Origin of the sequence: Terrimonas sp. (assembly GCF_003075435.1) — a bacterium.
In the GTDB taxonomy this organism is placed as follows: Bacteria; Bacteroidota; Bacteroidia; order Chitinophagales; family Chitinophagaceae; genus Agriterribacter.
Genome location: NZ_QCZJ01000001.1, coordinates 522,379 through 543,003 on the forward strand (window position 1 = coordinate 522,379; position 20,625 = coordinate 543,003).

General features: G+C 39.6%; 17 protein-coding genes. 9 read left to right on the forward strand and 8 right to left on the reverse strand.

All coding sequences use genetic code 11. The annotated features are described in order from the left end of the window. Positions 1-292: 292 nt before the first annotated feature. A complete protein-coding gene (locus DC498_RS02150; protein WP_116872584.1) occupies positions 293-1,672 on the forward strand; it encodes a dipeptidase in 1,380 nt (459 codons plus the stop codon). A gap of 169 nt (positions 1,673-1,841) precedes the next feature. On the opposite strand, the gene ade is transcribed toward DC498_RS02150, so the two are convergent. Continuing rightward, positions 1,842-3,470: an adenine deaminase gene (ade, locus tag DC498_RS02155; protein WP_116872455.1), complete on the reverse strand. Its 1,629-nt coding sequence runs from the start codon at positions 3,468-3,470 to the stop codon at positions 1,842-1,844. 92 nt (positions 3,471-3,562) lie between these two features. On the opposite strand from ade, the gene DC498_RS02160 reads away from it, so the two are divergent. Next, positions 3,563-4,285: a hypothetical protein gene (locus DC498_RS02160; RefSeq protein ID WP_116872456.1), complete on the forward strand. Its 723-nt coding sequence runs from the start codon at positions 3,563-3,565 to the stop codon at positions 4,283-4,285. 60 nt (positions 4,286-4,345) lie between these two features. Here DC498_RS02160 and DC498_RS02165 read toward each other — a convergent pair whose 3' ends face one another. Further along, positions 4,346-6,502 (reverse strand): ATP-binding protein, encoded by a 2,157-nt coding sequence (locus DC498_RS02165; RefSeq protein ID WP_116872457.1) that lies wholly within the window; start codon positions 6,500-6,502, stop codon positions 4,346-4,348. Between the two features lie 79 nt (positions 6,503-6,581). Here DC498_RS02165 and DC498_RS02170 point away from each other — a divergent pair, with 79 nt between their 5' ends. Both DC498_RS02170 and DC498_RS02175 read left to right on the forward strand, forming a co-directional pair. After that, complete coding sequence (locus DC498_RS02170) at positions 6,582-6,986, forward strand: hypothetical protein (protein WP_116872458.1); 405 nt, start codon at positions 6,582-6,584, stop codon at positions 6,984-6,986. Beyond that, positions 6,983-7,672, forward strand: a complete 690-nt coding sequence (locus DC498_RS02175; protein ID WP_116872459.1) for a LytR/AlgR family response regulator transcription factor — start codon at positions 6,983-6,985, stop codon at positions 7,670-7,672. Before DC498_RS02170 ends, DC498_RS02175 begins: the two co-directional genes overlap by 4 nt. A gap of 420 nt (positions 7,673-8,092) precedes the next feature. Here the strand turns inward: DC498_RS02175 and DC498_RS02180 are convergent, their stop codons facing one another. Both DC498_RS02180 and DC498_RS02185 read right to left on the reverse strand, forming a co-directional pair. After that, positions 8,093-8,683, reverse strand: a complete 591-nt coding sequence (locus tag DC498_RS02180) for a GDYXXLXY domain-containing protein (protein ID WP_116872460.1) — start codon at positions 8,681-8,683, stop codon at positions 8,093-8,095. A 23-nt stretch (positions 8,684-8,706) separates the two neighbouring features. Beyond that, entirely contained in the window at positions 8,707-10,026 is a 1,320-nt protein-coding gene (locus tag DC498_RS02185; protein WP_116872461.1) for a DUF2157 domain-containing protein, read from the reverse strand. Between the two features lie 103 nt (positions 10,027-10,129). Between DC498_RS02185 and DC498_RS02190 the strand changes: the two genes are divergently transcribed. Beyond that, on the forward strand, positions 10,130-12,037 hold the full coding sequence (locus DC498_RS02190; RefSeq protein WP_206197502.1) for a gamma-glutamyltransferase family protein: 1,908 nt from the start codon (positions 10,130-10,132) through the stop codon (positions 12,035-12,037). A 198-nt stretch (positions 12,038-12,235) separates the two neighbouring features. Here the strand turns inward: DC498_RS02190 and DC498_RS02195 are convergent, their stop codons facing one another. From DC498_RS02195 to DC498_RS02210, 4 genes are all read right to left on the reverse strand, one after another. Further along, positions 12,236-14,164 (reverse strand): TonB-dependent receptor plug domain-containing protein, encoded by a 1,929-nt coding sequence (locus DC498_RS02195; protein WP_116872462.1) that lies wholly within the window; start codon positions 14,162-14,164, stop codon positions 12,236-12,238. Between the two features lie 147 nt (positions 14,165-14,311). Further along, positions 14,312-15,076 (reverse strand): YdcF family protein, encoded by a 765-nt coding sequence (locus DC498_RS02200; RefSeq protein ID WP_116872463.1) that lies wholly within the window; start codon positions 15,074-15,076, stop codon positions 14,312-14,314. A 39-nt stretch (positions 15,077-15,115) separates the two neighbouring features. Beyond that, positions 15,116-16,012, reverse strand: coding sequence for a 3-hydroxyacyl-CoA dehydrogenase family protein (locus DC498_RS02205; protein ID WP_206197503.1), 897 nt, complete (start codon positions 16,010-16,012; stop codon positions 15,116-15,118). Positions 16,013-16,222: 210 nt separating this feature from the next. Then, on the reverse strand, positions 16,223-16,858 hold the full coding sequence (locus DC498_RS02210; RefSeq protein WP_116872464.1) for a carboxypeptidase-like regulatory domain-containing protein: 636 nt from the start codon (positions 16,856-16,858) through the stop codon (positions 16,223-16,225). Between the two features lie 112 nt (positions 16,859-16,970). Between DC498_RS02210 and DC498_RS02215 the strand changes: the two genes are divergently transcribed. The 4 genes from DC498_RS02215 (at position 16,971) to DC498_RS02230 (ending at position 20,557) form a co-directional block, all read left to right on the forward strand. Then, positions 16,971-18,065, forward strand: a complete 1,095-nt coding sequence (locus DC498_RS02215; protein ID WP_116872465.1) for an Mrp/NBP35 family ATP-binding protein — start codon at positions 16,971-16,973, stop codon at positions 18,063-18,065. Between the two features lie 9 nt (positions 18,066-18,074). Beyond that, entirely contained in the window at positions 18,075-18,695 is a 621-nt protein-coding gene (locus DC498_RS02220) for an FMN-binding negative transcriptional regulator (RefSeq protein ID WP_116872466.1), read from the forward strand. 105 nt (positions 18,696-18,800) lie between these two features. Then, a complete protein-coding gene (gene pyrF, locus DC498_RS02225) occupies positions 18,801-19,604 on the forward strand; it encodes an orotidine-5'-phosphate decarboxylase (RefSeq protein WP_116872467.1) in 804 nt (267 codons plus the stop codon). Between the two features lie 29 nt (positions 19,605-19,633). After that, a complete protein-coding gene (locus DC498_RS02230) occupies positions 19,634-20,557 on the forward strand; it encodes a Dyp-type peroxidase (RefSeq protein ID WP_116872468.1) in 924 nt (307 codons plus the stop codon). Positions 20,558-20,625: the final 68 nt, after the last annotated feature.

Genomic DNA, 20,625 nt, shown 5'->3' on the forward strand with positions numbered 1-20,625 from the left:
ATAGTTCAGCATAAATTTCACAGCCCGTGGAGCGGTTCCGGAAAGAAGGTTTATGCCTTATGCAAGACGTATTTTACGATACAAAAATTGAAATATACCCTCTGCAAACTCCTGTTATCTTTAGAACAAAGCCTGTCCTGTACAAGTTAGCTTCTTATGTTCAGGCACATTGCGGAAGGAGAATGTTGTGGGAAAATTATTTGAAATAAGTCCATTTAAAATATACAAAGTTGAGTTTATAAAAAACTGCCTATTTTCGTTTCCCTCAATCTTCACTGAAAATATAAAAGCTATGCAGACCTGGCAGGAATATCAAACAAAAAATAAAGATAGATTTCTTAATGAATTGCTTGAACTATTACGCATTCCATCAGTTAGTGCACGAAGCGAACACAAAGCAGACATGATTGCCTGCGCGGAAGCAGTTAAGAACAGGCTGCTTGAAGCCGGTGCAGATAAAGCCGAAGTGTATTCCACTGAAGGACATCCTGTGGTGTATGCTGAAAAAATAATTGATCCATCGAAGCCTACAGTATTAGTATATGGTCACTACGATGTGCAGCCTGCCGACCCGCTTAATTTATGGAACAGCGGGCCTTTTGAACCTGTAATAAAAGACGGAAAAATATTTGCCCGTGGTTCATGTGATGATAAGGGCCAATTTTACATGCATGTAAAAGCACTGGAAACACTTGTAAATACCAACTCGCTTTCAACCAATATTAAATTTATTATTGAGGGTGAGGAAGAAATAGGATCGCCTAATCTTGCAAAATTTGTTTCCTCACATAATGATCTGCTGAAAGCTGATGTAATACTGATCAGTGATACCGCTATGATCAGCATGGATACGCCGTCAATTGATATCGGTGTTCGCGGGCTTTCTTATATAGAAGTTGAAGTAACCGGCCCTAACAGGGATTTACACAGCGGTGTGTATGGCGGCGCTGTTGCTAACCCCGTTACTATGCTTGCAAAAATGATCGCATCCTGTCATGATGAGCATAATCATATTACCATTCCCGGGTTTTATGACGATGTGGTAGAACCATCAGCGGCAGAAAGAAAGCTGATGGCTGAAGCGCCCTATGATGAAGAAGCGTATAAAGAAGATTTAGGGGTGAATGCGCTATGGGGTGAAAAAGGATATACTACCAATGAAAGAACAGGCATCAGACCAACGCTTGAACTGAACGGTATTTGGGGAGGCTATACAGGAGAAGGCGCTAAAACGGTATTACCTTCAAAAGCATTTGCAAAAATTTCCGCACGTTTGGTACCGAACCAATCCTCTGTAAAAATTACAGAGAAATTGCTTAACTATTTTAAAAGCATCGCTCCTCCGGGCGTTACGGTAAAGGCGGAAGAGCATCATGGCGGCGAACCTTATATGACGCCAATAGACTCTACAGGATATAAAGCTGCCGCAAAAGCTATTGAAACCACATTCGGCAAATCACCTATTCCTGTTCGCGGCGGCGGAAGCATTCCTATTTGTTCTCTTTTTGAAAAGGAGCTGGGCGTTAAAATAGTTTTTCTTGGCTTTGGTTTAGACAGCGACAATCTTCATTCGCCCAATGAGAAATTTGACCTGTTCAACTTTTACAAAGGCATTGAAACCATTCCTTATTTCCATAAGTATTTTGCGGAGATGGGGGAATTTGAAAAATAGAGGAATTTGAAAACGAGAAGATGTGGTAGTGTGGAAATGCTTTGTCCGGAATTTATTTGATAGATGATGTGGTAGTGATGTAGTTTGTAAATATTCTACAGCACCATCGCTCTCCTTGCGGAGAGCGATAATAGGGCGAGGTTGCTTTGACGGGATGGGCTGCTACTCTTCATTTCACAAACTCAAACCTGTCTCCATCAAACAATCCCTTATCACTTAATTTCAAATGAGGTATAACGAGCAATGCCATAAATGATAATGTCATGAAAGGAGAAGACAATGTTGAGCCGACAGATTTTGCCGCTTTATCAATGGCTGAATATTTTTCAGCTACCGTATAGCCATCTTCATCACTCATTAAACCGGCTACCGGTAAAGGAAGTATTATAGACTGATCCGGGGAATACAGGCTGACGCCTCCTTTTTGTTCAATGATCATATTTACCGCTTCACAAATGCTTTCATCGCTTGTTCCTACTACTACTATATTATGACTATCATGCGCAACCGAAGATGCAATCGCGCCCTGTTTTAATCCAAAATTTTTAATAAAGGCAACAGCTGCAGGCGTGTCTGCATACCGGTTAACCACCGCAATTTTTAAAATATCATTATCAATATCTATTGCCGCCGGTGCCTGCATTTTTAATATATTGGTGATGAGTTGCCCGTCAAGCGCTTCTATCACAAAAAATTCTTTACCAGATCCACCCGCTACTGCAAAATCAGCCGGTATTTTTTTATCACAGGAAAAATTATTGATCCGGCTTTTAGTATCCGGTACGGTAAATCCGATCAGAGTTTTTCCATTTTCCGCTACAAGCTCACCTCGTATATATGTCTGTAATACTTTAAAATTTACCAGGTCTTTTACAACTATAAAATCAGCATTATCCCCTTCTTTCAAAAGCCCTGTTTCCAGTTTGTAATGAAGTGCAGGGTTTATGCAGGCTGCCCGCAATACGTTAAACACATCAATACCTTTTGCAACAGCTCTTGCACACAGTTGATCAATATGTCCTTCTACCAGACTATCCGGGTGTTTGTCATCGCTGCAAAACATTATCCGTTCAGGATAATCATTCAGCAAATCAATCAGTGCTTCAAAATTTTTAGCAGCGCTTCCTTCTCTTATTAAAATATGCATTCCAAACTTCAATTTATCAAGCGCTTCTTGTTTTGTAAAACATTCATGGTCTGTTGATATGCCAGCGTTAATATATTGCTTTGCCAATTCACCTGTTAACCCCGGTGCATGGCCATCAACAGGCTTGTGTAATTTATGGGCTGCCGCGATCTTTGCCATTACCTCCCTGTCTTTATGCAACACTCCCGGAAAATTCATCATCTCACTCAGGTATTTGATCTCATCCATTTCCAGCAGCTTTGTAATATCCGCTGCATTCAGTTCCGCGCCTGCCGTTTCAAATACAGTAGCAGGCACACAGCTCGGTGCTCCAAAATAAAATTTTAAAGGAACTTTCCTTCCATCTTCAATCATAAACTGCACACCGGCCATACCGCATACATTGGCGATCTCATGCGGGTCGCTCACCGTAGCAACAGTGCCATGCACAACAGCAAGCCGGGCAAATTGCGACGGGATCAGCATTGAACTTTCGACATGCACATGAGCATCAATAAACCCGGGAATTATAAAGGGTAAAGCATCAACATCTTCAGGTATCTTACCTAAGGGCTGTATTGATAGTATTTTACCCTCGCTGCAAAGGATAATACCAGCATATATTTTTTTTTGCAGAATATCTACAATCCGGCCCCTGATTTGCTTATTCATGATGCACTCATTACATTTAAGTTATCTGGCTACCTGAAAATTATGAATAAAGGAAAGCCTTATTTTTGGTACACAAAATAAAAAACAAAGAAATGACACAATCAAAAATGATTAAATTGCTGACCTTTTTTTGCATGATAATATCGTTTTCTCATGCTCAAACCGTTGATGAAATTCAACAAAAATATATTACAGCTTTAGGAGGCAAATCCAAACTTTCTACACTTAAAAATATTTACCAGGAAGCTGACATGGAAGTTATGGGCATGGTAATGCCTGCAAAATTATGGGTAGTATACAAAACCGCCATGCGCCAGGAAATTGACATACAAGGACAGAAAATAGCAACCTTTGTAGGCAAAAATAGTGGATGGACAATTAACCCTATGATGGGCTCTACAGAAGCACAACCCCTGCCAGAGGATGCCATTAAAGGCTATTTAGGCATGCTTGATCCCGGTGGTGAACTAAGTTCCTTTAAAGACTATGGCTATGCTGCTACATTTGAAGGGAAAGAAGCCGTAAATGCCAGCGATGCATATAAAATTAAACTGGCAAAAGATTCATCTGAGACTATTCTTTATATAGATGTAAAAACCAACCTCCTTACCAAAAGCATTACCAAAGGTAATGCCGGCGGTCAATCTGTTGAGATAACTACGCTTTTCTCAGATTACAAAACAAGCCCTGAAGGCTACGTATTTCCCTATTCCCTTACCATCAATAATCCAATGATCGGGGAGATTAAATCTACCATTACAAAACTTGATATTAATAAACCTGTAGATATAGCTGAACTGGAAAAGAAAAATTGATCTGTTTATGCAAGCAATATAAAGCGTGCAGCATTAAAGTTGATGCTGCACGCTTTTATTTTATGATGCCTGCCTGTGCTGGTTTGTATTATCGGTGTATTGAACCAGTTTTTTGTGTAACTCTTCCGGCTTAAAGGGTTTTGGCATATAATCATTAAAACCTTTACTCAATAAATCTTCTTTTATATTTTCATAAGTTGCCGCAGTAAATGCTATAATGGGTATTTCCTGGTGCGTTTTCCGGATAGCAGCTACTGTTTGAGCGCCATCCATTTCCGGCATTTCAAGGTCTACGAGTAAAATATCCGGTTTATTTTCTTTACCATAGAACAGTTCAACAGCCCTCGCTCCATTTTCAGCTTCAATTACCTCTATATTCCATTTTTGCAAAAACCGTTTTGCTACAATCATATTAATCGGGTTGTCTTCTGCAAGTAAAACGGTAATGCCATCAAGACCGGAAAGTGATTTAAGTCTGTCTTCATCAACATAAGACTTTTGCTTTCTCGTCATTTTAAAACTTAACGTAAAATAGAAACAGCTTCCGGCGCCAATATTGCTGTCAACGTGCAGCTCTCCGCCCATCTGGTCAATAATTTTTTTACTGATAGCCAGGCCAAGACCTGTGCCTCCAAACTTTCTTGTAGTTTCTATGTCAGCCTGCATAAAACTTTCAAATATCTGCCGGATCTTATTTTGGGGAATACCAATTCCGGTATCAGTAATGGCAAAATAAATATCTGTACTATTACTTTTTGTGTTTTTCAATTTCACTTCAATACCTATTGTGCCTTTATCAGTAAATTTTATAGCATTAGCCAGCAAATTGTTCATTACCTGGTGCAGGCGTGTCTCATCTCCATATATCTCAATATCAGACAGCTGATCGATATCAATATTAAATCCAAGATTTTTTGATGAAACAGGCGCGGTGAAAGAGCTCACAATTTTTTGCATAAACGCTTTAAGATTAAAAGGAGCATTTTCAATTTCCATCTTACCAGCCTCTATCTTGCTGAAATCAAGAATATCATTTACCAACTGCATCATATGTTCAGAAGAGTATTTAAGCACTTCAAAACTTTGACGCTGGCTTGGCAGGTATTCTTCCTGCAAAACAAGATTGGTTGTACCGATAATCGCGTTAAGCGGCGTTCGTAATTCATGGCTCATATTCGACAAGAACCTCGATTTTACCTGTGCTGCCTTCTCCGCTTTTTCTTTCGCCTTCAGGATTTCAAACTCTGCAATTTTAATCTCAGTTATATCAAGAATACTGATCTTACAATAATTGAACTCACTGTGCGAGAAAGGCACAATATTTACGTAGGCGAAAAAGGGTGTGTTATCATTCCTGAAAAAATCCATATTACCATACCAGGGCGATTTTTGGGTAAACTGTTGTTTTGCCTGAACCATAATATGCTCTTCCATTTTATCGCCAAGCAGATCCTTTGCAGGAGTTCCGATAATTTCATCTTTTTTCTTATAGCTAAATATCTCTATCGCTCTTTTGTTACAGTCTGTTATAATCAGGCTGTTCACATCCACAATAAACAACCCATCCAGCGACGTATCATACATCGTATCTTTAAACCGTTTTTCGTCCAGGATTTTATATTCGTTCTTTTCAAGTGTTTTTAATATATAATATGTAAACGAAGCAGTAAGCACAAGAGACAAGCTCAGGTTAAGGCTGAATAATCCGCTGTATTGTTCATTGCTTATGGTTTGAATAGTGCTTACATAGGGAGCCAGGATAAATATCATAGCCGCAGTAATAAAAGTTACAATGGCTGTCATGACGAGCTCTTCATAATCCTGCCGTATATCAATAACAAAAATTAATGCCAGCAGAAACGGAAAGTAATACATATGCTCTCCGGCCCGCAATCCTTCAACATAACTTATACCAAACAAATATAGATTAAGCGTAATAATACCCAGCGCTTTGGCAAAACCTCTTTTACCGTCTTTATTGAGAAAATAACTTACTGCCAGCAGTAAAATGGAGGTAAGATTTAAAGAAACACTTATATAAAGCCCATGAAGGCAGTTAAGCAATACCGAAATAAGGTTGACACCAATACCAAAAAAGATAAAGATTATGAGCCTTTGAACACTTTTATTTTCCTCGTGGCTCTTGGCAGGATCTATGCCACTATTGAAAATACCATAGAAAAAAGATACTAATCTGTCTAAAATGTTCGTTTTCATAACCGAGATATTGGTTTGGTTACATATAATATGCAATCAAATAGAGGATAAAACGACTTAGTTTATTACAAATTGTGATATGCACAATACAGAAAATAAAATAATGTTTGCCTTTTCCGAAGAACTGGATACAGCTTTTCTCTATGACTTGTATGGAGATGATTTACAACAAGCTGAAATGGTTTTTGAATCGTCTGCCCAGCAAATAAAAACAGAGATTGTACTTGCACAGGCAAGGTTTTATGATAGTGATTTACAGGGATTGAAAAAGGTTATTCATAAAATGAAACCATTGTTTGGTTATATAGGTATGAATGAAGCAATGGAAGAATTTGCTGCTTTTGAAAAAGTATGCCAGGAAGAAAAAACAGCAGCAGATATTGAACAAAAATTTCAATACATACTTATTACCACACAACAGAGTTTATTAAAAGCAGAAAAAGAAGTAAAGCGTTTGAAACAATTCAATACCCAATATCTATGAAGTATCAAAGTATCATCGTTGAAGACCTCCAGGTTGCAGCGGAGTTTCTAAGGAAGTTCTGCGAAAAATCCGGGGTGATAGATGTAGTTCAACATTTTCTTAATGCGGAAGATGCATTACAATTTTTAAAAGACAATGTTGTAGACCTTATATTCCTTGACGTGGAAATGCCGGGAGCCAGCGGATTTGAACTACTGGATCAATTGGTATACACACCACAGGTAATACTTACTACTTCAAAAACAGAATACGCTTACAGCGCCTTTCAATATAACGTTACCGACTACCTGAAGAAGCCTTTTACGTATCAGCGTTTTCTTGAAGCTGTACAAAAAGTAAGTAAAAAATCAGAGCAGGCGAACGGGAATTCAGAGCAGGATCACCTGTTTATAAAATCAGATGGTAAGCTTATCCGCTTGCACAATGATGATATTTTGTTTATTGAAAGCATGGGCGACTACGTAAAGTTTATTACCCCTGCAAAAAAGTATATCACCCACAATACTATAAAGAACCTTGAAACCAAGGTGAATCCACAGGTTTTTATGAAAGTGCATCGCTCCTATATTGTAAACTTCACCAAGATCAACGATATACAGGAAAATGTACTGTTTATCAATGGGAATATGATACCCATCAGCAAAACGCACAAATCAGGCGTAATGCAAAAGATCAATATTATATAGCATAATTCACAATCTCTGTTATCATTTATCAACTGTTGTATAATGGCTGGTAAATGATTTTTTTATTTATCGAAGATATATTTCCGGAAATCGAAGGAAAAAGTATTACTGTCGAAATAAGTTTAAAAGCAGCAATATCCGGTGCATCTTTGTATTGTCAAACGCGATGATCCAATCCTGCTGAAAGATCAGAAAACCCAATACCTTTTGAAAGCTGAAATCCGGATCTTATAAAACCAGTTATTCATCCAATATTCAGAAAAGCAGCAAACCGGTATCCGTTAAAACCGAAACCAATCCTTTGAAAAAGCTAACCCCCGAAAACAGAAGTTATTCCGTAATTTTTAAGCCTAACCTTCCCCATTGCATTAACCTCTGAAGAAAGTCAAAACATTCAAAGCCACGTCAAAAGCGTGGCTTTCATTTCTTTATACCATTATTCATTTCTTTCACTACCTCTCTTATCGGTTTATTATTGATCATTACATCTTTAACAACAGCATCACCATTTAAGACGCTAACCACAGCATATGTTCTTTGTGTAGAATCAATCGTGCTTTCCCTGTATGCGCCCTCTGCTTTTATTGCTTTAAATTCATCCATATAAAACTCGGTAAACGGATAATCTATCATCACCATGGCAGAGTCATGTTCCATCCTGTTGATATAATTAACGCTTGCTTTCACATAATCAGCGGCATTTACCGGCTTATGCTTAACCAGTTGCCGCACTTTAGCAAAACCGTCTTTATCCACATCAAGCAATACATAAACCTCCGGATCATAATTTTCTATGGCAGAGTCAAGATGAACAGTTGTAAAACTACCTGCTTCAAAATTCAGTGTAATATATCTTCCTTTAAACGGATGCGCAGGATCAACAGGCTGAGTACGGAAATTAAAAAGCTTACCGCTTCTCAAAACGTTTTCCTTTTGCCAGATCATTTTTGCAGGCACAGCCCATTGAGCTATTAAAGTGATTATGCATATTATCAACAGTAACTTCTTCATAGTTTTATTTTAACCTGTAATTATTATCCTTTCAGTTCCTTTCGCTTTTTCACCATCAGGTAATTGGCAACAAAAAAACCAATGCCGGTAGCAAGGAAGAATAGTCCCCGCCATACAAAAGGAATCTGGTCATCAAAAAACCTGAACAGCGCCAGCAAGGCTATTATGGTTAACCCAAAATTTAAAATACCCAGGTGGTCTGTTATTGCCCCTTTTCTTATAAAGAATACAGCTACAAACAATATCCAGGCATTTATGATCAGTGTAGCAAACAGCGGATTATTTCCTGCCACCAGCAGCAACAGGAAAAGCAACAAACCGGAAAACCCCATTGGATCAAAAATAACTTTATTCACACGCCTGTAATCCACAACAATCAACCATATTGCCACCAGCAACATTGCAAAACTGAGATAGAAAAAAGGAACATAAAAAAAATCAGATCTTTCTGTATTACCATAATAGGGATGTAACATATTGCTCCATATTCCTTCAAAGCTCCAGAAGAAAAGGAGAAACAATATACCTAAAGCGCCTATGCTTAAAAAAGGATTTGCAAATAAGCGGTTATTCTCAAATGCTTCCGACCTGCCTGCCAGGTAAAAAATGCAAAACATTGCTATATAAGCACAGGATACCCATTCAGGGCTGTTAAAACTACTTTCCGAAAATGCACCGAGTGCAATGGTTAAAGAAAGAGTAATCATCCATGCAAGCAGGATGAAACGGTTACTATCTTTTTTATTTTTCCAGTATTGATAAATATGCGGCACTATCAAAACAAGCAATCCTATATAGTAATATGGAATATGGCTGGCACGTGAATATCCAAAATACCCGACCTCACACACATACCAGGTAATACCACCAACGTATAGCAATGCGGTTACAGCAGACGGCATAATATATACCAGCGGTATGACCAGCAACATCCATGTGAGCAAAAAGTCGCTCAACTCCCCTGAAATATTATAGGTTTGAGCAATAAGAGATATACACGCGGCAACTCCAAAAAATAAAACAACTGCGCTTGTTTCTTTCCATACTATACTATTTTTTTGTTTGAACAATGCAAATACGCATAACCCCTGCCCTAACAGCAATGGCAGAAAAGCAATAATTGTTTTTGAGAGTCGCCCAAGCTCATCCCAGTTATGTGCTATTACCAGTATTATACCCAGACTTGCAAGCAAAGCGCCAAGCACATTTACAATAATGGGAAAACGGTTGGGCTTTTCAGCAGCCTTATGCTGATAATAGTGAAGAATATCCTGCGCGGTTCCGGCAGATATAATATTTGCCTGCACCAGCTCGTCAAGATCTTTTACAACGGGTTTACTCATACATGGAGATAATGTTATATAAACCTACAAAAAATTATATAACGGCAGTTTAAATTAAGGATTGCCTTACTCCATGCATTATCTTTAAAGAAACAAGTACGCAATGAAATATGCCATTATTACTTCAGCAATGCTTTTGCATAGTATATGCGGTATAGGTCAGTCAACACAAAAACCACCATTGCATGGCAAACACTGGATGGCAATTACGGGCAAACCATTAGCCGCAACAGCCGGCGCAGCTATTTTTCAAAAAGGCGGCAATGCAGTTGATGCCGCATGCGCAATGCTTGCAGCCACATGCACCATGTGGGATGTGCTGAGTTGGGGAGGAGAAACACAAGCGCTTATTTATAATCCAAAAACAGGTCAGGTAATCGGCATTAATGCACTTGGCGTTGCCCCAACAGGAGCAACAACCGCATTCTTTAAAAATAAAGGAATGAATTTCCCGCCTGAATATGGTCCGCTTGCTGCAGTTACACCAGGTACGCCGGGCGGATTATGCACCATGCTTGCAGAATATGGTACAATGAGTTTGAAAGAAGTATTGGCGCCTGCCATACAAATGGCAGCGGGTTATGCTATTGACGCGCAAACCGCTAACAGTATTGAGCGTAATAAAAAACTGATAAAGGACTGGCCTTATTCCACTAAAGTTTTGTTACCTCATTTGGGTGAGCACCGTGAAGCTGCTGAGCCCGGAGAAATATTTGTGCAACATGACCTGTTGCAAACTTTACAAAAAATGGTTGAGGCGGAACAGCAGGCGCTGAAGCAAAAGAAAAACCGTAAAGAAGCGATATATGCCGCATACAACAGGTTTTACAAAGGTGATATAGCACAGGAATTTGTAAGAGGTTGCCAGGAACAGGGAGGGTTAATTACCATGAATGATCTTGCACAATGGAATGTAAAAACAGAAGAACCGCTTAAAGTAAATTACAAAGGCATTGATATATATAAATTGTCGCAATGGACTCAAGGCCCTGCCATGTTACAGGCACTTAACATTCTTGAAAATTTTGACCTGAAAAGCATGGGTTATAATTCTGCGAATTATATACACACCGTTTGCCAGGCAATGCATTATGCTTTTGCCGACAGGGATTTTTATTATGGCGATCCGGCTTTTCCTCCACAGGAACCTATGGCAGGTTTACTTTCCAAAGCGTATGCAAAAACAAGAGCCGGTTTAATCTCTCCTCTTAGAAATGATGCAACAGCTGGTCCCGGAGATCCATATCCTTTTGAAGGAAAAACAAATCCTTACCTGCAGCTATTAAAGCAACGTGGTTTTACATCGGATTCCTCTAATAAAAAATCGCCCGGCGTATTGCCGGCTCATGATGCATTGAGTGCTTCATTTTTAAATGATGCCTTAATTGATAATGCATATATGGACAGGATGTGGAGGGGCACTACTTCTGTTGAGGCTGCCGATGAAGAGGGCTGGGTAGTATCCATTACACCGAGCGGTGGATGGATACCTGCCTGCATTGCCGGCAACACAGGTATTGGCATGAGCCAGCGGATGCAGAGCTTTGTCTGCGACAGCACACTCAATCCTTTTAATGTAGTGGAGCCGGGCAAACGACCCAGGGTAACGTTAACACCTACCCTAGCTTTGAAAGACGGTAAACCATTCTTATCTTTTGCCGTGCAGGGTGGCGATACGCAGGATCAGAATTTATTACAGTTCTTTTTGAACATAGTAGAGTTTGGGATGACAGTACAGGAGGCAACCGAAGCGGCTAATGTAAATACCAACCAGCTATGGCTATCATTAGGTGGTACAACCAATGCCGACAGAAGCCCCAGAGCTGGCAGTATTATTTTAAGCGCTGATATACCGGACTGGGTGAGAAAAGAATTGATACAAAAAGGATATAAAATCACCAACGGGCAAAGAACCTCCGGTCCTATTAATGCTATATATTTCGACTGGAAACACAAAACACTGTGGGGCGGCAGCAGTAATAATGGAGAAGATTATGGAATTGGATGGTGAAGGGTGAATGGGCAATAGTGAATGGTGAGTTATTCTGCAATCCTTCTATGTATAGATCAATTGGGCTTTGAATATCACTCTGAGGTTATTGTTCTTTGTTTCAGGCAATGAATAATAACACGTGAAGTTTGTGAAGAGAGCTTATTCTTTGTATATCAAAATTAGAAACCCTAAGCATCAACGAATATTCACTATTGACTATTCCCTATTGCGTATTGCCTTCCCAAACTGGTACCTCACTCCTCCCATAAACCATCTGCCGGGCATAACTGATCCAAGCAGATCGCTATACTGCCGGTTAAATACATTATCCATTTGCACGAATACAGAAAAACGGCGGTTAGAAAGATCATATCCCATTTTTGCATTCATTAAAAAATAATCTGGCGATACCGCTGTATTGATGGAAGAAGCAATACGCTCATTTCTCTTTTTGTATAAGCCATTTACACTAAAAGAAAAATTATGGTATTGATATATCACTGAAAAATTAGTAAGAAATTTTGCATGAGAGGAAATATAAAAAGAAGGAATACTATCACTGCTTTTACTATCGAGCCATACCAGTCCTATGCTACCTGAAAGATGTTGTTTATCGTTGATGGCATGTGTATACTGTATATCTGTTTCAAAACCTGTTGTATTTACTTCAGCAATATTTTTTGCCAGCGCGTATACACCATTGGGAACCAGGTTATCTTTACGCGGCATGTCCTCATAAGGTGTAGTATTGAAATCAACCAGGCGGCGATGAAAACGCTGGAAGAAAGTAGAAGATATCTTTAAATGCTCTTTTACAAACCAATCAAAACCTGCTTCGTAGCTAAATGATCTTTCTGCTTTCAGGTCAGGATTCCCGATTGAGCCCGACCGCACGATCTCTTTATTGTAGTTATTATACCGCTCTGTAAAATCAGCATCCCGGATCGTTTTGCCGGCACTTGCCCTGAATTGAAATTGCTTTGTTTTATAAGAGAGATCAAGCTGGGGCACCAGCTCAGCATTTATCTTCTGGAAGAAAACCCATTGCAATGATGGCCTTACCAAAAAATGAATTCCTATTCTTTGAGAAAATGAAATAAAAGGTGAAGCCCAAAATAACGAATGGTTTCCCCTGTCATTGGAGCAAATCCTTTTTTGTTGATAATTGATGCCGGCAACTAAAGATGTACTGACAGACAACTGGTTTTGATATTGAGCCAATACCTGGAATAACTCCGATTTATTTGAGTTGGGAACAGACGCCGGTGCAAAACGATATTCGTCATTTACTTTTTTAAATCCTGCATCTACAATAAAACTTTGCTTTTGTGTTTGATATGCCAACCGCGCCTGGTTCCATAAGAAAGATACTTTTTCTGTAGCTGTATCAAAAGAATAAGTTGTATAAAAATTCTGAGCGGCAAAGTCACGGTTATCATACGCGATCCGGTAAGCAATATTCCAGTTATTAGTGAAATGATAATTGGCAGACAAAGAAGCTGTAGTATTATGGAAGTATCCCCGAATGCCACGTTGCTGAAAGCCATCCGCATTATTGGTGATAACACCGCCACCAATACTCAGTTTTTTACTGCTCACAAAAAAGCCTGCGTCAGCGCTTAAAAAACCATATTCCCCGGCTGCAATACCTGCGTTTATATTTACATTTTCCCGGTGTTCTTTCGCAGCAAAGCTTTTGGTAATTACATTAATTACGCCCCCAACCGCATCAGCGCCATATATAGCGGAAGAAGCGCCTTTTAATATCTCTATTCTTTCTATTTCAGCAGGAGCGATTGGTATATAACTGCTGAAATGACCAGTGTTAGGATCATTCAGCCGCATACCATCCAATATTACCAACACCTGCTGGTATGTGCCTCCGCGTAATACAATATCACTCTGTGCGCCCATCGGGCCACGTGCCTGCATTTCAACACCGGGAACATAGCGTAGTAGCTCATCTAAAGAATGTATCGGCAGATTTTTGAATTTATCACCCTTTATTATAGTTATGTTTCTTCCTGTCTCAGATGATCTCTTCTGGCTTAGTGTAGCCGTAACTGTGATAGGGTCTAATTCAATTTCCTGCGCGTAGCCTGAGTAGCCAAATATCAACAGCAGTATTGGCAAAAAATATTTCATAACAAATGTAATGGCGGCAAAAGTAGGGAACTTAAAACAAATGAATAGTGTTAAGCTGATCATGAAAAGTCAGGCGGTAACCGGGAATTCCACATCCCACATTTCACTTTTCACGAATGCATGCTATATAATAGGCTCAACATGATATTATCCTCTTCCTAAAACCTTATACATTAATAAACCAACAGCTTCTTTCAAATAAATATTCCAGTTGCGTAAAGCAACGGCTGAAGGAATAAGATACTCATCAACTGCGTATTTTTCAAATGGTGTTACACTATATGCACAAGGGTAAGGTTTAATATTTAAACCAGCTTTTGAAAATGTTCTTTTTGCACGTGGCATATGCATAGCAGAAGTAATAAGCAGGTATGGACCGGGTAAACCTAATGAATCAATGATTCTTTTTGAGTTGACCGCGTTTTCGGCAGTATTGCGTGAATTCCTGTCGATAAAAATATCTGAAGCAGGTATACCAAGTTGCATCAACTGATCTTGCGCAAAATCAGCTTCCCGGAAATCATTTTTATTTATAATAGAAGCATCACCTGCCGCAATTACTATTTTTTTGATATGCCCTCCTTTATACAATAAAGCTGTCTGCAAAAACCTGTCGGCACTTTCATTAAAATATGTTTTCCGGTCTGCTTTATTCATGCCTGCAAAACCACCTAATACAATGCCGGCGTTATATACTTCACCATTTTGCATGGTGTATTTTTCAGGCTGATATGCCAGCATTAATTTTTTAATAATATAGGGATTGCTGAAAAAGAAAAGCATCAACAGTGCTCCTGTAAAGCATCTTCTCTTTCTTATTTCTTTTTTGGTGAATAAACCCCATAGAAAAATAATAATGATCCACAAAAGCGGGCTTAGCAGAATAGTAATCAGCCTGGAAAGGATATGCATGTTGGTACAAATATAAGAAGCCTGACATTCCCCACATTCTCACATTCTCACCTTCACCGGTTTCATCTCTTTTGTTCCGGGCGTATATATATAAAATCCTTCGCCGCTTTTTACGCCCAGCTTACCTGATGTTACCATATTAACCAATAGCGGACAAGGAGCATATTTGGGATTTCCAAAACCATCATACAAAACTTTCATAATATTCAGGCAAACATCCAACCCAATAAAATCAGCCAGTTGTAAAGGCCCCATTGGATGAGCCATTCCAAATTTCATAATCTTATCAATCTCTTCAATACCTGCAACACCTTCATATAAGCTATAGATTGCTTCATTGATCATCGGCATCAAAATACGGTTGGCTATAAACCCGGGATAGTCGTTTACAACGCAGGGAACTTTTTCCAACTGCCTGCTCAAACCAAATATTGTTTCAGTTATTTCAGCAGAAGTAGCATAACCCTTAATAATTTCTACCAGCTTCATTACCGGCACAGGATTCATAAAATGCATACCAATAACTTTATCAGGCTTTTTCGTAACTGCTGCAATTGCTGTTATTGAAATAGAAGATGTGTTGGTTGCAAGAATGGTATGTGGTTGAGTAAGCTTATCCAGTTGTTTAAATATCTGTAGTTTTATTTCCTTGCGCTCTGTTGCGGCTTCTATTACCAGGTCTGCATTTTCTACAGACGTTGATAGATCTGTTGATGCCCGGAGATTAGAAAAAATGCTTTGCTTTACAGCTTCAGTTATTGCACCCTTTGCCAACTGCCTGTCGGTATTTTTGGTAATGGTTTGCATTGCTTTTGTAAGCGCGGCTTCATTAATATCAGTAAGCGTTACAGCAAAACCATATTGTGCAAATACATGAGCAATGCCATTACCCATTGTGCCGGCGCCAATAACGGTTACATTTTTTATAGCATTCATGTTTTAAAGATAAATGGATAAAGGAAAAGCTGAGCATTAAAGTTTTAACAGCAGCAACAGCAAGCTTCTTCTTTTTGTAACACACAAGCCGACTGTTTCAATTCAAACAACCCCAGCTATGCCGCCATGAAAATATACAGATGAAAGGAGCGTCGCAAGGAACGATGCCATGAAAATATATCACTGGTAAATATAACCCTTGATTAACCGCTAGTTCTTTTTCTTAAAATCGCCACGCTTCCAGGCTTTTATAAATTCATTCCAGGCAAACGGATTAAAGATGTTCATGGGGGGAGACTGCCCATTATAGTAATAGCTCTGAGCGCTTTTGGTAAGCGCATAATTTGCAGCTTCCGTTCCATCCCGCGGTAATATACGGGCCAATGCTGCCCGTTTGGATTCGCTAAGGTTTTGCCGTGCTATTTCAATACCATCATCAGGCACTTCATTGTTTACAAAATCACGCTCAAACTGTTCGCGGGTTGGGCGTGGTTTAATAATAGCAGTTGGGAGATATACGGTATCCTCTGTCATGAGTTTTACCATGTTATAATGATTGCCCGGCAAATCAGTAGGGATCCTGGTTGATTCTGTTCTGTACGATACGTGGGTAAACTTTACCTCATCGCCCTTTAATACCACGATGGAAAACACGCCCTGTTCATTGGTAACTGTTCCGCGGCCGTTTACCATAACGGAAACACCGGCAATACCTTTAAGACTGTCGTGTGTCATCACGATACCATATAGCTGAACCACAGAGTCTTTTAATGATTCAAACTGTGCTTTGGCAGCCACGGGTAAAAGAAAGGCAATAAAAAAAACGTATCGTAAAAAATATTTCATTCTCACACTTAATGGGTTTGCAATAATACTTGAACTTACTAAAAAAACAAAGTAAGGATTTATGGGGTTAACTTTGCCGCCAACTAATATCTTTTAACAAAAAGTTCGGTAGATGACAGAAAGTGATATACTTAAAGCGCTCAGTAATGTTATTGAGCCTGATCTTGGCAAAGACCTGGTTACCCTTAATATGGTAAAAGACATTGTAATTGAAGGAGATAAAGTGTCTTTTACCGTAGTGCTTACCACGCCGGCCTGCCCCCTGAAGGATGTGATCAAAAATGCCTGCATAAACGCTGTTCGCCTGCTGGTGAATAAAAACGCCGACGTTCATATAAAGTTTACCGCTAATACCAATAGCGCCCGCAAGGGTAATGACGCGGTTCTGCCAGGGGTAAAAAATATCATTGTGGTAGTGAGCGGTAAGGGAGGTGTAGGTAAATCAACCGTGGCAACCAATCTTGCATTGGCACTGGCAGAAGGTGGTGCAAGTGTTGGGCTGATGGACGCGGATATTTACGGACCCAGCGCTCCTATTATGTTTGGTGTAAGAGGTGAGCGCCCCTTAATGAAGGATAATAATGGCAAGGGAATGATCATTCCGCTTGAAAAGTTCGGCATTAAGCTGATGAGTATTGGTTTGCTGGTTGATGAAAAGCAGGCCATTGTTTGGCGCGGGCCGATGGCAAGCAGTGCTATACGCCAGTTTGTAACGGATGTGGAATGGGGTAATCTTGATTATTTGGTGATTGACATGCCTCCGGGTACCGGCGATATTCATTTAACACTGGTGCAAACGGTGCCGGTAACAGGCGCAGTAGTGGTAACCACTCCCCAGCCGGTTGCTTTGGCTGATGCAAAAAAAGCCATTGCCATGTTTGGGCAGGCGCAGATAAAAGTGCCGATAATAGGCATAGTAGAAAATATGAGCTGGTTTACGCCTGCCGAATTACCGGAAAACAAATATTATATTTTTGGTAAAGAAGGTGGTAAAAAAATGGCTGATGAATTTGATATTCCTTTTCTGGGGCAAATACCCATTGTTCAGAGTATAAGAGAAGGTGGAGATATCGGTGTGCCGGTAATGATGAGTGATGATGAAATTACAAAGAAGGCATTCTGGGATTTTGCAGGTCATACCGTGCGCAGTATAGCCATGCGCAACGCCAGCATAAGCCCTACAAAAATTGTTGAAGTGGTTGTTTAATGTTTACTTATGTATAGTCCCAACTATTTCCGGGAAAATGATACCGCGGTAGTAATGGATTTTATCAGGCAAAATTCATTTGCTGTGTTGTGCGCTTGCGGTGCGGATAACCAGCCTGTTGCAACACAGGTTCCTTTTTTAATTGAGGAAAGGAATGGCAGCCTTATACTGATAGGGCATATACAACGCAAAACCGATCATCACCTCGCATTGGAACAAAATCCCAATGTGCTGGTGCTGTTTACCGGGGCGCATACTTATGTTAGTGCCAGCTGGTATACTAACCCGCAGGTAGCGTCTACATGGAATTATATGAGTGTACAGGCAAAAGGAAAAATCAGTTTTTTAGATGAAGACAGCCTTCGCAATATATTGCAACGTACAACAACACAGTATGAAAACAATCCTCATTCTACGGCATTGTATGAAAAAATGCCGGAAGAATATATAGCGAAACAAATAAAAGCTATTATAGGATTTGAGATTGAAGTAACTGAATTACAAAATACCTTTAAGCTGAGCCAGAACAGGGAAGAAACATCTTATAAAAATATTATTCACCAGCTTAAAGAAAGTAATGAACCCGGGGCAACCAGGATAGCGGAAGAAATGGAGAAGAGGGGTTTGTAGTTTTGGGTTTGTGGTTTGTGCACGCAGTTTAAACAAACCCTACACCTTACACACTAAACCATAAACTATAAACCACAAACATCAAACAACAAACCATAAACAATCATGACCAGAAAAGAACTTATAGCGCAAATCAAAAGAAAGGGATCTTATTTATGTGTTGGGCTGGACAGTGATATCACCAAAATACCAAAACATCTTTTATCGGTTGCTGACCCTGTGTTTGAATTCAACAGGCAGATTATAGATGCCACCAAAGATTTTTGTGTGAGCTATAAGATTAATACAGCCTTTTATGAAAGTCTTGGTGTAAGGGGCTGGGAAACGATGGAAAAAACCGTTAACTATATACCTCCAACGCATTTTAAAATTGCTGACGCCAAGCGGGGTGATATCGGCAATACCTCTTCACAATATGCAAAAGCATTTTTTGAAACGCTGAACTTTGATGCCATTACCGTAGCGCCATATATGGGTGAAGATAGTGTACGTCCTTTCCTGGAATATACGGATAAATGGACGATCGTACTCGGTCTTACTTCCAACAAAGGCGCGGCTGATTTTGAATTGCAGGAAACAGCGGGCGAAAAATTATATGAGAAAGTTTTAAAAACCGTTTCCAGATGGGGAACCCCCGATAATCTTATGTTTGTTGTTGGTGCTACGCAGGCAGATGAATTTATCAATGTAAGGCGAATATTACCTGACCATTTTTTCCTTGTACCCGGTGTAGGTTTCCAGGGGGGCAGTTTAAGAGAAATTTCTGAAAAAGCGATGAATACTGATTGCGGCATACTGGTGAATGCTTCAAGGGCAGTGATATTTGCAGGCGAAGATGAAAATTTCGCCGAAGAAGCAAAAGCTATTGCGGAGCAATATAAGGTAGAAATGAGTGGCTATCTTAAGTAAATTAATACTTTCAGCAACAAATAAAATGTATGGGTATCGATTCACAAAATGTATTGGATTATTCAAACAACAATACTATCTTTCTTGCCTGGAACTTTAAAGATGGGGTTGAAATCAAAGAAGTCTTTAAGAAAGTTTGCGCATTAATTATCAACATCAATAATTCCGCCAACACCCGTTTTCCCAATTCCAAAGCAAGTGTGGTTATGGGCATTGGTTATGAGGCCTGGCACATGCTTGATCTTCCGAAACCCCTGCCTGTAGAATTTGAAAAATTTGTTCCTATTGCCGGGTCCAAACATACCGCAGTGTCAACAAAAGCCGACCTCCATTTTCATATACGGGCAGATGAGCCTAGTTTTTGTATTGATGCAGCATCCGCTATTTCGGATATATTAAACAAGGCAGCAGAAAGTATAGTAGAAATACATGGATTCAGATACTGGGATAGCCGCAGCATTTTGGGATTTGTTGATGGTACTGAAAATCCGCATGGTACTGACAGGGAATATTTTGGAATAATTGGTGATGAAGACCCTGATTATAAAGGTGCGAGTTACCTGTTTGTACAAAAATACATGCACAACATCAGCGCCTGGAAATCTTTACCTGTAAGTGAACAGGAAAAAGTGATCGGCAGATCAAAGGTTGATGACATTGAAATGCCTGATGATATTAAACCGTCCAATGCTCACTCTGCACTTGCCAATGTTGGAGATGATTTAAAAATCATTCGCGACAATATGCCATTTGGAAATATCTCTACTAATGAAATGGGAACTTATTTTATAGCTTATGCAAGCTCCTTTACCACTGTAAAAAAAATGCTTACAAACATGTTTGTAGGAGTTCCGGAGGGCAATTATGACCGGATATTAGATTTCAGCACTCCTGAAACAGGCACACTTTTTTTTGTGCCCACCTTTGACATGCTGAATGATTTTGCAGGGTAGCACAATGCTTTTGCTCCTGTTTTCTACCCGGGTATAACAGTTGCACCGGCTATCAACTCATTCGCAGA